We start from the raw sequence: 13,121 nt of genomic DNA, 5'->3' as shown, positions 1-13,121 counted from the left end.
TTGCAGTCAATGCGTCGCGGCGGGATCGTTCGCGTCAGAGGCGAACGGCATCCGCCGCGGGGTTGGTCAGGGCGTGGAAAGCCGCGTTAGCGCGCGGTGAGCGCGGTATCGCGAGGCGCTTGCGTCACGGGTTGCGCCGTGACCGCATGCTCGATGATTCCGCCGCCCAGACAAATGTCGCCATCGTAGAGCACCGCGGATTGCCCGGGTGTGACAGCCCATTGCGCGTCGTCGAAATGCAGCGAGAAGTGGCCTTGCGGCGTACCGGCGCACGCGAAAGTGCAGGCCGCATCGGCCTGCCGGTAGCGCGTCTTCGCGCCGCACGCGAAGCCGTCGGCGGGCGGCTCGCCCGCGACCCAGCTGGTGTTGCCGGCGCTCAGCGTGGTGCTGAGCAGCCACGGGTGATCGTGGCCCTGCGCGACGTACAGCGTGTTGGTGGGAATGTCCTTGCCGGCGACGAACCACGGCTCGCCGCTGCCGTCCTTGCTGCCGCCAAGCCCGATGCCCTTGCGCTGGCCGAACGTGTAGAACGCGAGGCCGATATGTTCGCCGACGAGCTTGCCGTCGGCGGTCTTCATCGGACCGGGCTTCGTCGGCAGATAGCGATTCAGGAAGTCGCGGAACGGCCGCTCGCCGATAAAGCAGATGCCGGTCGAATCCTTCTTCTTCGCATTCGGCAGACCGATTTTTTCAGCGATTTCGCGCACTTTGGTTTTCGGTATTTCGCCGAGCGGGAACATCGTTTTCGACAGTTGCGCCTGATTCAGCCGATGCAGGAAGTACGACTGATCTTTCGTGTGGTCTTTGGCCTTCAGCAATTCGAGGCGGCCGTCGACCTCGCGTACGCGCGCGTAGTGACCGGTCGCGATAGTTTCCGCGCCGAGCGACATCGCGTGATCGAGGAACGCCTTGAACTTGATTTCGGCGTTGCACAGCACATCCGGATTCGGCGTGCGGCCGGCCGAGTATTCGCGCAGGAATTCGGCGAACACGCGGTCCTTGTATTCGGCGGCGAAGTTGACCGCTTCGACGTCGATGCCGATCAGATCGGCCACCGACACGACGTCGATCCAGTCTTCGCGGGTCGAACAGTATTCGCTGTCGTCGTCGTCTTCCCAGTTCTTCATGAACAGACCGACCACATCGTAGCCCTGTTCCTTCAGCAGCCATGCGGTGACCGACGAATCGACGCCGCCCGACATGCCTACTACGACTTTCTGCTTGCTCATCTGGTTGTGCCTGCTGCGTTCTTTATCGGGGAGGCCCGACCGAATGCGTGTGCACGAAGTCGAGCGGGAAACGTCGGCCCGCGAGGTAATCGTCGATGCAGCGCATCACGAGCGGCGTGCGATGCCGTTCAGGACACGCGCGCAATTCGGCGGCGCTCATCCACAACGTGCGGACGATATCCGGGTCGAGCGCGCGCTGTTCGGGTGCGCCAACCGCACCGCAGAACGTGAAGCGCAGGTACGTCGTGCCATTGCTATCCGGCTGCGCGAAATGCGTCATATAGACGCCGACCAGCGCGTCGGGCGCAAACGGATGCGCGGTTTCTTCGAGCGTCTCGCGCACCACCGCCTCGGCGAGCGTTTCGCCCGCTTCGAGATGTCCGGCGGGCTGGTTGAGCCGCAGCCCGGCGGACGTCTGTTCCTCGACGACGAGAAAGCGCCCGTCGCGTTCGATGACCGCGGCGACCGTCACATGCGGAGCCCAGGTTTCCGGTTTCATGGGGCGACATTTTACCGTTTATGGGCCTTGGCCGCCCGGCGGGGGCGGTAAGTGCGTAGCTCACCGGTATCTGTCGTGCGGGACCCGTGTTGCGTCGGCGTCAGCGCTGGCATGGGCCGTCGGGATGGTTCCGCTGGAGGTCGGTCGCCACCGGGGCCGGTTGCGATGCGGAATCTGCGGCACAGCGACATCTGCCGTAACGGAAGCAACAGCGGCATCAGCGGGAACAGCGGCACAGCGGCACAGCGGCACAGCGGCATCAGCGGCACAGCGGCACAGCGATAAGTCCGTTGCGATTGCGTCCCGCCTCACCCGACAAATCTGGTTTGCACGCCGGGGTTTCGGTTAAAGTGACACGGTAGCCGTTGCATTGAGCAAGCCGGCGAGCCCTCGTCGGCAAGTCCGTCAAACAAGAAGGTCGAGGAGGAGATCACGATGCACATCGGAGTGCCAGCCGAGACGCGTGCCTACGAAACCCGTGTTGCCGCGACGCCCGAGACGGTCAAGAAGTATGTGTCGCAGGGTCATCGGGTGACGGTACAAAGCGGCGCCGGAACGCCCGCGAGCTTCCCGGACGACGCATTCACCGCCGTCGGCGCGGAAATCACCGATGCCGCGGGCGCGTTCGCCGCCGATCTCATCCTCAAAGTCCAGTCGCCCACCGAGGCCGAACTGCCGCTCATCAAGCGCGGCGCGACCGTGGTAGGCATGCTCGATCCTTTCAATGCGGACAACGCCGCGCGGCTCGCCGCGGCCGGTCTGACCGCGTTCGCGCTCGAAGCGGCGCCGCGCACCACACGCGCGCAAAGCCTCGACGTGCTGTCGTCGCAGGCGAATATCGCGGGCTACAAGGCGGTGCTGCTCGCGGCGGACCTGTACCCGCGCTTCATGCCGATGCTGATGACCGCCGCCGGCACCGTGAAGGCCGCCCGCGTGCTGATATTGGGCGCCGGCGTCGCGGGCCTGCAGGCCATTGCGACCGCGAAGCGCCTCGGCGCGGTGATCGAAGCGTCCGACGTGCGTCCGGCGGTGAAGGAGCAGATCGAGTCGCTCGGCGCGAAATTTCTCGACGTGCCTTACGAAACCGACGACGAACGCGCAGCGGCCGAAGGCGTCGGCGGCTATGCGCGGCCGATGCCGCCGTCGTGGCTCGCGCGCCAGGCGGCGCTCGTGCACGAGCGCGCCAGACAGGCCGACGTGGTGATCACGACCGCGCTGATTCCGGGGCGCGCCGCGCCGACGCTGATTTCGACGGAGACCGTGCTGGCCATGAAACCCGGCTCGGTGCTGATTGACCTCGCGGCCGGCCGCGGCGCCGAGGTCGACGGCCGGCGCGGCGGCAATTGCCCGCTCACCGAAGCGGACAAGGTGGTCACGAAGCACGGCGTGACGCTCGTCGGCTACACGAATCTCGCGGCGATGGTGCCGGCCGACGCATCGTCGCTCTACGCGCGCAACCTGCTCGACTTCCTGAAGCTGATCGTCACGAAGGAAGGCGCACTCAATATCGATCTCGCGGATGACATCGTCGCGGCGACGCTGCTCGTACGCGACGGCGCGCTCGTGCGCGCGGCGTGATCACGCTTATCCGGTACGCACCCTATAAGGAGACACGGCGATGGAAGTCATCAACCACACGGTGATCAACCTGATCATTTTCGTGCTGGCGATCTACGTCGGCTATCACGTGGTGTGGAATGTCACGCCCGCGCTGCACACGCCGCTGATGGCGGTGACCAACGCGATCTCGGCCATTGTGATTGTCGGCGCGATGCTCGCCGCGGGGCTGACGGTCGGCGCGGGCAAGTTCTTCGGCACGGTCGCGGTCGCGCTGGCGGCGGTCAACGTGTTCGGCGGCTTTCTGGTCACCCGGCGCATGCTCGAGATGTTCAGAAAGAAAGAGCCGAAGAAGCTCGCCGCTCCTCGCAAGGAGGGCGTGTAAATGGGCACCAACGTCGGGGGCATGAACTTCGTGAGTATGAACGTCGTCACGCTGCTGTATCTGGTCGCGTCGGTGTGCTTCATTCAGGCGTTGAAGGGCCTGTCGAATCCGAAGAGCGCACGCGCGGGCAACGTGTTCGGCATGGTCGGGATGGCGATCGCGATCCTCACGACCATCGCGCTGATCGTCCGCGAGGCCGCGCTGCTCGGCTCGAATCTCGCGCTCGGGCTCGGCCTGGTGTTCGCGGCGCTGGTGGTGGGCGGCGCGATCGGTGCGTTTATCGCGGCGCGCGTCGAGATGACGAAGATGCCGGAGCTGGTCGCCGCGATGCACTCGCTGATCGGTCTCGCGGCGGTATGCATCGCGTATGCGGTGGTGTCGGAGCCGGCGGCGTTCGGCCTTGCCGCCGAGGATGCGCCCTATCCGAACTTCCTGCCGTACGGCAACCGGATCGAGCTCTTTATCGGCACCTTCGTCGGCGCGATTACGTTCTCCGGTTCGGTGATCGCATTCGGCAAGCTGTCGGGAAAATACAGATTCCGGCTCTTCCAGGGCGCGCCGGTGGTCTACGCGGGCCAGCACACGATCAACCTGCTGCTCGCGCTCGGCATGGTCGGCTTCGGCATCCTCTTTTTCCTGACCCAGTCGTGGCTGCCGTTCATCATCATGACGCTGATCGCATTTGTGCTCGGCGTGCTGATCATCATCCCGATCGGCGGCGCGGACATGCCGGTCGTCGTGTCGATGCTGAACTCGTATTCGGGGTGGGCCGCCGCGGGCATCGGCTTTTCGCTGAACAACGCGATGCTGATCATTGCCGGCTCGCTGGTGGGCTCGTCCGGTGCGATTCTGTCGTACATCATGTGCCGCGCGATGAACCGCTCGTTCTTCAACGTGCTGCTGGGCGGCTTCGGCGCGGAGCCCGGCGCGGCGGCCACGGGCGGTGCGCAGGAACAGCGGCCGGTGAAGTCGGGCTCGGCCGAGGACGCATCGTTCATGCTCGGCAATGCGGAGTCAGTGGTGATCGTGCCGGGCTACGGCCTTGCGGTTGCACGCGCGCAGCATGCGTTGAAGGAGTTGACCGACAAGCTCGTCGAAAAGGGCATCGACGTGCGCTATGCGATTCACCCGGTGGCGGGCCGCATGCCCGGGCATATGAACGTGCTGCTCGCCGAAGCGGAAGTGCCGTACGACCTCGTCTTCGAGATGGACGACATCAATAACGAGTTCGGCCAGACCGACGTCGTGCTGGTGCTCGGTGCGAACGACGTCGTGAATCCCGCTGCAAAGAACGATCCGAAATCGCCGATCGCCGGCATGCCGATCATCGAGGCGTACAAGGCGCGCACGGTAATCGTCAACAAGCGCTCGATGGCGGCCGGCTACGCGGGGCTCGACAACGATCTCTTCTACATGGACAAGACGATGATGGTGTTCGGCGATGCGAAGAAGGTGATCGAGGATATGGTGAAGTCGGTCGAGTAAGCGATGCGCGTTGCCGCGCGGGGCGCACGTTTCGCCGCATGCGGCGCGTGATGGATCGTCCGGCGCGCGTGCGCACGTCGCGTAACGTCGCTTGCGACTCGCGCGCCGCCCGGCATGAAACGCGGCCGCGTGCGCTTCGCTGCGTTACGTTCCGTCGCATCCCCGCGCCGTGTCGCGTCCGGCGCGTTTAGTCCCGTCGAGTATGTCCCGTCAGGAAGCGGGCTTCTGCTTGACGCTGCCGGCCACGAGATCGAAGCGAAACAACCGGCATTCGAGCGCGCCGTTGTAGAGCGGCGTCTTCGCGGACTCACGCAGACGCAACTGCCCCGGCAGCTTGCGATCGGACGTGAGGATGAACGCATGCCAGCCGGTGAAGCGCTGCTTCAACGCGTCGCCGAGCGCCTGAAAGAACTCGCTGTCCGGCGTCTCGGCGTGCGAGCGGCGAAAGCCTTCGTCGCGCTCGTCATGTGCGGCGCGGCCGGTCGCGCGAACTTCACCGCGCGGCCCGCGGCCGCGCACTTCGATCCGTTCGCCGTACGGCGGATTGGCGACCAGAATGCCGGGCGTGTCGGCCGGCGGCGTCATGCCGCGTGCGTCGACCTGCTTGAGCGGCAGCCCGGAAAACCCGGCGCGTTCGAAGTTCGCGCGCGCCTTGTCCAGCATATCGCCCGAAATATCGCTGCCGAAGATCAGCAGATCTGCCGCGCGCGACGAGCGTGCCGCGCGTTTCGCGTCCTGCGCGGCGACCTTCAGCGCCTGCCACGCGCTGACGTCGTATTGCTTCAGTTTCTCGAAGCCGAAGCGCCGCTCGACGCCCGGCGCGACGTTCAGCGCGACTTGTGCCGCCTCGGCGAGAAACGTGCCGCTGCCGCACATCGGGTCGTAGAGCGCGGTGCCGGGCGTCCAGCCGGTGAGCCGCAGAATGCCGGCGGCGAGATTTTCGCGCAGCGGCGCCGCGCCTTTGTCGAGGCGCCAGCCGCGCTTGAAGAGCGGTTCGCCGGACGTGTCGAGGTACAGCGTGCAGTCGGTCGCGGTGAGAAACGCGAACACGCGCACATCGGGTGCGCCGGTGTCGATGCTCGGCCGCGCGCCGCTGACTTCGCGCAGGCGGTCGCAGACCGCGTCTTTCACGCGCAGCGTCGCGAACTCGAGGCTGCGCAGCGGCGACTTGATCGCCGTGACGTCGACGCGCAGCGTTTCATTGGCCGAAAACCATTGCTCCCAGCGCTGCTCGAGCGCGAGCGCATAGACGTCCTGCTCGTTGCGGTACGGACGCTGCGCGATTTTCAGCAGCACGCGACTCGCGATGCGCGAATGCAGATTCGCCGCCATGCCGGCCGTCCAGCCGCCGCGAAAATGCACGCCGCCCGGCACCTGTTCGCCGGTGGTGAACGGCGCGCCGTTCAGATGCCTGGCGGCAATCTCGGCGAGTTCGGCGGCAAGCGCGGCTTCGAGACCGCGAGGACAGGGGACGAAAAAATCGAAAGACATTGAGCGGGGCGCCGGGCGTGGGACGCGCGTTGACAGGCGCGTCGGGCTTTGAACAAGCCGCCATTGTACGCGGGTCGCGCCGGCGGTCTGGGCGAGACGCTGCAGTCTGCCGTTGCCGCGCGGCGATTGCGCGTCAGCGCGTCGGTGTTAGCGGTCGCAGTGGAATGAGGAGATGCGACCGCGTTAGGAGCCGCAATGGCTTGGCATCGGCATTAGTGTCGGCAGCGGCAACGGCAACGGCAACGGCAACGGCAACGGCAACGGCAACGGCAACGGCATCAGCCACATCCGTATCCTCATCCGCCGCCGCAACATCCGCATCCCCTGCCGCCGCCTCACCCACATCAACTCCCGGCGCCCGCCGTCGAGGCAGCCGGCCCCGCAGGCAGCGCCTGCGCGGAAGCCGTCGGACAGGCCAGCGTGGCGCCGCGCGCCGGGTTCGCCGCGAGCGTGCGCACCGCCGCGGCAATCTCGGTCGAAATCTGCTGGACCGCGCGCTGATGGCCGGCGGCGAGCGCATCGTAGCCGTCGGCGACCGGCACGCTCGCGACGCTGCGGCAGGTCAGCAGCGCTTGCGTGCGCACCGCGCGTACGCTCCATACCGCGTCGATCAGCGCGTGCGAGCCGGGCCACGACTCGAAGCGCTGAACGGTGAGCTTGATGCGGTATACCGGCACGCGGTCCGGGTAAGGCGTGCCGAACACGTCGATCGTGCCCAGCTGCCGCGTGAGCGAGTTCGACACCGCGCGGCGCACTTCATCGCCCGGCAGCGACGCCCAGCGCTCCTGTTCGAGCACCCGCACCTGGGTGTCGCCGGTCTGCACGACGAACTGGTTTTTCGCGACTTGCGGCGGCACATCGACCGGCGAGACTTCGATCAGGAACGCCGGGTTGGAGGCGGGCGCGACGTTTGCCGCCGACGTCTCGCCGGTGCTCAACGTGTAGAACCGGCTCGACGGCGACGAACACGCGCTGAGCGCGAGCGCGCACGCGCACAGCGCGCCGGCCGCAGCGGCCGCCGTCTTGCCGGATGTCGCGGCCGCGCCGCGCGGCGCACGCAACGAACGGGTGAGCCACGCAAACATCATGGTTTATCTCCTTGTTTTCCGCGGACCAGCGATTCGGGGTGGCGCTCCAGATAATCCGACAGCGCGTTCAGCGACTGCAGCGTGCGGGTCAGCTCCTGCAATGCCTGATGGACGTCGGACTGCATCGGCGAATCCTGCTGCAGCGTCGCTTCGGCCGAGCCGAACGTCTGCTTCGCGGCGGCGAGCGTGTCGCGCGCCTGCGGCAGCACTTCGGTGTCGAGCTTCGTGAACAGCTTGTCGGCGTGGGTCAGCGCCGTATTCAGGTTGTTGCCGATCTGATCGAACGGCACCTTGTCGAGCTTCTTCGCGATGTCCGCGATCTGCAACTGCAGTTCGTCGAGCGTGTTCGGCATCGTCGGCAGCTCGAGCGGCTCGTGCGACGCATCGACGGTCGCCTTCGGCGCGTTCGGGAACATGTCGAGCGCGATATACAGCTGGCCGGTAATCAGGTTGCCGGTCCGCAACTGGCCGCGCAGCCCGTGCTGGACGAGCGCCTGCAGCAGCAGATGGCTCGATTCGGTGCCGGGCGCCGGCAGCGAGTCGCGCGTGCGCTTGCCGAGGCGATCCGGATACAGGTTCATCGTCACCGGCATCGTGAAGTTGCGCGCCTTCGGATCGTACTGGACGCCGATGCTCGTCACCTGGCCGAGCACGATGCCGCGGAAGTCCACCTGCGCGCCGACCGACAACCCGCGCAGCGACTGGTTGAAGTTCATCACGACCTGCACCGGCACGCCGTCCGGCTCGCGCATCGCGTCGCTCTGGTCGTCGCCGAGGCGGAACGTCATATTGTTCGGCGCCTGCACGCCGACCGCCTGGCCCGGCGGCGACTGGAACGCGAGGCCGCCGACGATCACCGTCGCGAGCGACTGCGTATTGAGCTTGAAGCCGCTCGAATCGAGCCGCAAATCGACGCCGCTCGCATGCCACCAGCGCGAATTGGTGCCGACGTACTGGTCGAACGGCGCGCTGACGAACACCTGCACCGTCACGCCGGTGCCGTCCTTGTCGAGCGAAAAGCCGGTGACCTGGCCGACCTGCACACGCCGGTAAAACACCGGCGAACCGATATCGATCGAGCCGAGCGATTCGCCGCGCAGCGTGAACTGCCGCCCTTTCTGGTCCACTGTGACCGCCGGCGGCGTTTCGAGGCCGACGAACTCGGTCTGCGTCTCGGTCGAGCGTCCGCCGTCGACGCCGATATACGAGCCCGACAGGAGCGTGCTCAAGCCCGTCACGCCGCTTGCGCCGATGCGCGGCCGCACGACCCAGAAACGGCTGTCCTTCACCGCGAAGTCCTCGGCTTCCTTGGTCAGTTGCACATACACCAGCACGCGCGAATGATTGTTCGATAGCTTGATGGTTTTCACGTAGCCGATATCGACGTCCTTGTACTTCACCTTCGTCTTGCCCGGCTCGAGGCCTTCCGCGGTGCTGAAGCTGATGGTGATGGTCGGGCCGCGTTCGTAGATCGACTGGATCACGAGCGCGACGCCGATCAGCGCCGCGATCAGCGGAATCACCCACACGAGCGACGGCAGCCAGCGGCGGCGCGCGTCGATTTCGGGCTCGGGAATGTCCGGTCCGGGCGGATCGTGGCGCGGCGCGTCGGGCGTCGGGTCTTGTGGACTATTCATGGTGCGGGTCCTGAGCAGAGGTGGGGGTGCTGTCTGTGCGGTGTGCGGGTTCGCCGCGGCGCCTGGCCGGGCCGGTCTCGAGGTTGTCCCAGATCAGCCGCGGATCGAACTGCATCGATGCGAGCATCGTCAGGATCACGACCGAGCCGAACGCGATCGCACCCGGGCCCGCGGTGATCTCGGCCAGCGACTTGAAGCGCACGAGCGCGATGGTCATCGTGATGACGAAGATATCGAGCATCGACCAGCGGCCGATCCGCTCGACCACGCGGTACAGCGTCGTGCGTTCGTGCGGCCGCCAGCGCGAGCGGCGCTGCGTGGTGATCGTCAGAATGGAGAGCACCGTGAGCTTCATCATCGGCACGAGAATGCTCGCGACGAACACGATGATCGCGAGCGGCCAGTCCCCCGATGTCCAGAAGTAGACGACGCCGCTCATGATCGTGTCGTCCTCGGTGCCGACCAGCGACGTGGTGTGCAGCACCGGCAGCAGGTTTGCCGGAATGTAGAGCACCGCCGCGGCGATCAGCAGCGCCCATGTGCGTATCAGGCTGTCCGGGTTGCGCCGGTGCAGCGCGGCGCCGCAGCGCTCGCAGCGTTGCGGCGAGCCGTCCGGCAGCGCGCCGGTGCGGCGCTGCACGCGTCCGCATGCATGGCATGCGATCAGCCCGGCGCGTTTGGCCGTCAGGTATTTCATCGGCTGCTCATCCCTCACGCGGCGCACGGCGCGTGGCGGGCCGCGGCGCGACGCGCGGCTTGCGGCGCTGCGTTTGACGCGTCCTGTGCCGCGTCAGCGTGTCGGCGATGTCCCACAGCGTGCGCGGCTCGAAGGTGACGACCACCGCGAACATCAGCGTCAGCGCGCCGAAAGCAAAGAGCGCCGCTTCCGGTATCACGCGCGCGAGGCTCGTCATTTTGACGATCGTGACCAGCACGCCGAGCATGAACACTTCGATCATGCCCCACGGCCGCACGAACTGGATCGCGCGCATTACCTGATGGAACGCGGGCGGCACGAAACCCGCGCGTACCGACAGCAGCACGTACAGCAGCGCGACGAGTTCGGTCAGAGGAAAGAGCGTGGTCGAGCAGAACACCATCACCGCGACGATCTGCATGTTTTCGGACCACAGCGCCACGATCGCGCCGATAAGACTGGTCTGCGACGTGATGCCGTTGGCTTCGAGCTCGAGGATCGGAAAACCCTGCGCGATCAGGAAGGTGATCAGCGCGGCGAACGTCATTGCGCAGATCGGGTCGAGCCGGCCTGTCGAGCTGCCGTACAGCACCGCCTTGCAGCGCGGGCAACGCGCGAGGCGCCGGCGGCCGAGCCGTGGCTTCTGAAACAGCGCATCGCAGTCGTGGCATGCAATCAGGCGGTCTTGTTCCATGCAGGCAGGAAGCAAACGTTAGGGTTGGGCCGCGCGGCAACCACGCCGCTGGCGTGTGGCCGTTCTGGCAGGCGGGGCAAAAGTCTGGCGACATAGTATCAAAGGCGCCTTGCCGCCATCGCGCAGCGCGGCGCGGCTGGGATAGTGCGGGTCTGGCGGGTTTGCGTGTGTCACCGGCAATGTGCATTCTCCTTTTGTTGATAGCCGCATTCGGCCCCGTGCGCAGATAGCAAATTCCGGACCGCGTTGCGCAGCATGCAACGCAGGGTTGCGTGAAGCTTGCCGGGGTGGAGTAGCATGGCATCCTTCACGCCATACCAAGCAAAGGCCGCAAGCGATGCGACATGCATCGTCGGGAATATCGGGGGCGGCGGCATCGTTTAACTTCGAACTCGCGACTCCCTGCACGGGAGGCCTGTCATGGCCCATCTGTCGTCGTTTGCCGCGCGCGCGGCCGGTTCGCACTACACGCGAACCGCCATCGCGCTTCACTGGCTGATCGCACTGCTGATCGTCTGCGGTTTTTCGCTCGGCTGGGTGATGACCGATATCCCCGGCTTTACGCCGACCAAGCTGCGTTACTTCTCGTGGCACAAGTGGATCGGCGTCACGGTGTTCGCGCTCGTCGTGCTGCGCATCCTGTGGCGCGCCACGCACGCCGCGCCGCCGCTGCCCGCGAGCATGCCCGCCTGGCAGCGCGCCGCCGCGCAGAGCGCGCATCTGGTGCTGTACGTACTGATGGTGCTGATTCCCGTGTCGGGTTATCTATACAGCCTCGCGGCCAATGTGCCGGTCGTCTATCTCGGGCTCGTGCCGCTGCCTCGGCTGATCGCGCCGGACCCGGTGCTCAAGGTCGTGCTGAAGAACGTGCATATCGCGCTCAACTACACGCTGTTCGTGCTGGTCGTGCTGCACGTCGCGGCAGCGCTGAAACATCAATGGCTCGATCGCGACGGGCTGCTGTCGAGGATGATCCCTTTCATCAGATAAGGACAACCATGAAAGCTTCGTTGCATTGGATCAGGCGGGCGGTATCGGTCACGTGGCTGAGCGCGGTTGCCGCGTTGCTCGCGCTGCCGGCCGCCGACGCGCTTGCGCAGATCGACGCCGCGCACAGCACGATTACCGCGACGTCGAAGCAGATGAATGTGCCGGTCGAAGGCAAGTTCAGTAAATTCTCCGCGCAGCTGGTGTTCGATCCGGCGAAGCCGGCATCGGGCAGCGCGCAGGTCAGCGTCGATATGACGAGCTACGACCTCGGCGACGAAACCTATAACGATGAAGTGCGCGGCAAGGACTGGTTCGACGCGAAGACGTATCCGACCGCGACATTCGTCTCGAGCGCGATCGCGCCTGCTGGCGCCGACAAATTCAATGTGACCGGCAAGCTGACGATCAAGGGCAAAGCGCAGTCGGTGGTCGTGCCGGTAACGGTGACCACGCAAGGCGCCGCGCATGTCTTCGACGGATCGCTGACGATCAAACGTTCGCAGTACGATGTTGGACTCGGCGAGTGGAAGGACACGTCGGTCGTGGCCGACGATGTCGTCATCAGGTTTCACCTCGTAGGAGCGGGAAAGTAGGCAGGACAACCGGCATCGGTGCGCCACGGCGCATCGTGCCTGCACACAAGGAGAATAACGTGATGGAGACACGTTTGGTCGCCGCCGCCGCGTTCGCGGCGCTGGTTTCGCTTGACGCAACGGCTGCCGCCGATACCTATCAGCTCGATCCGGGACATACGTTTCCGAGCTTCGAGTCCGATCATATGGGCGGCGTATCGGTATGGCGCGGGAAATTCACGAAGTCGTCGGGCACCGTGACGCTCGATCGCGCGGCGAAGTCGGGCACCGTCGACGTGACGGTCGATACGTCGTCGATTCAGACCGGCAACGGGAAGCTCGACGAGCATCTGCGCTCGGACGAACTGCTCGACGTCGCGAAATACCCGACGGCGGTCTACAAGGGCACGCAAATCCGCTTCGATGGCGACAAGCCGGTCGAGGTGATCGGCGACTTCACGCTGCACGGCGTGACGAAGCCGCTGAATCTGCAGGTCGTGTCGTTCAAATGCATGCAGCATCCGATGCTCAAGCGCGAGGTCTGCGGCGTCGAGGCGACCGCGAAGTTCGACCGTGCCGACTATGGCATCGGGCTTGGGCGGAAGCAGGGGTTCAGCATGGCGACTGTGCTGCATATCCAGGCTGAGGGCATCAAGCAGTAGGTAGGCTGGGCGGCGTTTGATGGTGCGCTACGACCCGTTTTCGTTGCGGTGATGTCGCAGCGCGGTGGGCGTGGCGCTTCCCGATTGCCGCGGCGCGTTGCTGGCCGATTGCCGGCAATTGCCGGGTGATTGCCA

The 13,121-nt window shown here is 65.7% G+C and carries 13 protein-coding genes; 6 read left to right on the top strand and 7 right to left on the bottom strand.

Features of this window, described 5'->3' with window-relative positions; translation table 11 throughout:
- Positions 1 to 86: 86 nt before the first annotated feature.
- Positions 87 to 1,229 carry a tRNA 2-thiouridine(34) synthase MnmA gene (mnmA, locus tag HV675_RS04130; RefSeq protein WP_175109493.1) on the bottom strand — a complete coding sequence of 381 codons (1,143 nt, stop codon included), beginning with the start codon at positions 1,227 to 1,229 and terminating at the stop codon, positions 87 to 89.
- Between the two features lie 22 nt (positions 1,230 to 1,251).
- The gene (locus HV675_RS04125) at positions 1,252 to 1,728 is read right to left on the bottom strand and encodes an NUDIX hydrolase (protein ID WP_175109492.1); all 477 of its coding nucleotides are present in this window, start codon (positions 1,726 to 1,728) and stop codon (positions 1,252 to 1,254) included.
- Between the two features lie 435 nt (positions 1,729 to 2,163).
- Between HV675_RS04125 and HV675_RS04120 the strand changes: the two genes are divergently transcribed.
- Genes HV675_RS04120 through HV675_RS04110 form a run of 3 tightly spaced genes read left to right on the top strand, consistent with a single transcriptional unit; the run spans position 2,164 to position 5,155 of the window.
- A complete protein-coding gene (locus HV675_RS04120) occupies positions 2,164 to 3,306 on the top strand; it encodes a Re/Si-specific NAD(P)(+) transhydrogenase subunit alpha (protein ID WP_175109491.1) in 1,143 nt (380 codons plus the stop codon).
- A gap of 40 nt (positions 3,307 to 3,346) precedes the next feature.
- Positions 3,347 to 3,670, top strand: a complete 324-nt coding sequence (locus HV675_RS04115) for a proton-translocating transhydrogenase family protein (RefSeq protein ID WP_175109490.1) — start codon at positions 3,347 to 3,349, stop codon at positions 3,668 to 3,670.
- Between the two features lie 30 nt (positions 3,671 to 3,700).
- Positions 3,701 to 5,155, top strand: a complete 1,455-nt coding sequence (locus HV675_RS04110) for an NAD(P)(+) transhydrogenase (Re/Si-specific) subunit beta (RefSeq protein ID WP_175109643.1) — start codon at positions 3,701 to 3,703, stop codon at positions 5,153 to 5,155.
- Between the two features lie 210 nt (positions 5,156 to 5,365).
- Here the strand turns inward: HV675_RS04110 and HV675_RS04105 are convergent, their stop codons facing one another.
- The 5 genes from HV675_RS04105 to HV675_RS04085 all read right to left on the bottom strand — a co-directional run bounded on the left by HV675_RS04105 (position 5,366) and on the right by HV675_RS04085 (position 10,762).
- Positions 5,366 to 6,646, bottom strand: a complete 1,281-nt coding sequence (locus HV675_RS04105) for a THUMP domain-containing class I SAM-dependent RNA methyltransferase (RefSeq protein ID WP_175109489.1) — start codon at positions 6,644 to 6,646, stop codon at positions 5,366 to 5,368.
- Positions 6,647 to 6,990: 344 nt separating this feature from the next.
- A complete protein-coding gene (locus HV675_RS04100; RefSeq protein ID WP_175109488.1) occupies positions 6,991 to 7,734 on the bottom strand; it encodes a PqiC family protein in 744 nt (247 codons plus the stop codon).
- Positions 7,731 to 9,371, bottom strand: a complete 1,641-nt coding sequence (locus HV675_RS04095; RefSeq protein ID WP_175109487.1) for a PqiB family protein — start codon at positions 9,369 to 9,371, stop codon at positions 7,731 to 7,733. Before HV675_RS04095 ends, HV675_RS04100 begins: the two co-directional genes overlap by 4 nt.
- Positions 9,364 to 10,068 (bottom strand): paraquat-inducible protein A, encoded by a 705-nt coding sequence (locus HV675_RS04090; RefSeq protein WP_175109486.1) that lies wholly within the window; start codon positions 10,066 to 10,068, stop codon positions 9,364 to 9,366. Before HV675_RS04090 ends, HV675_RS04095 begins: the two co-directional genes overlap by 8 nt.
- 7 nt (positions 10,069 to 10,075) lie before the next feature.
- Positions 10,076 to 10,762: a paraquat-inducible protein A gene (locus tag HV675_RS04085; RefSeq protein WP_175109485.1), complete on the bottom strand. Its 687-nt coding sequence runs from the start codon at positions 10,760 to 10,762 to the stop codon at positions 10,076 to 10,078.
- A gap of 420 nt (positions 10,763 to 11,182) precedes the next feature.
- Here HV675_RS04085 and HV675_RS04080 point away from each other — a divergent pair, with 420 nt between their 5' ends.
- The 3 genes from HV675_RS04080 (at position 11,183) to HV675_RS04070 (ending at position 12,986) form a co-directional block, all read left to right on the top strand.
- The gene (locus HV675_RS04080; protein ID WP_175109484.1) at positions 11,183 to 11,752 is read left to right on the top strand and encodes a cytochrome b; all 570 of its coding nucleotides are present in this window, start codon (positions 11,183 to 11,185) and stop codon (positions 11,750 to 11,752) included.
- A gap of 8 nt (positions 11,753 to 11,760) precedes the next feature.
- Complete coding sequence (locus HV675_RS04075) at positions 11,761 to 12,345, top strand: YceI family protein (RefSeq protein ID WP_246270091.1); 585 nt, start codon at positions 11,761 to 11,763, stop codon at positions 12,343 to 12,345.
- Between the two features lie 62 nt (positions 12,346 to 12,407).
- On the top strand, positions 12,408 to 12,986 hold the full coding sequence (locus HV675_RS04070) for a YceI family protein (RefSeq protein WP_175109482.1): 579 nt from the start codon (positions 12,408 to 12,410) through the stop codon (positions 12,984 to 12,986).
- Positions 12,987 to 13,121: the final 135 nt, after the last annotated feature.

Origin of the sequence: Paraburkholderia solisilvae (assembly GCF_902859875.1) — a bacterium.
In the GTDB taxonomy this organism is placed as follows: Bacteria; Pseudomonadota; Gammaproteobacteria; order Burkholderiales; family Burkholderiaceae; genus Paraburkholderia; species Paraburkholderia solisilvae.
This window is presented reverse-complemented; position numbering and strand designations above follow the sequence as displayed.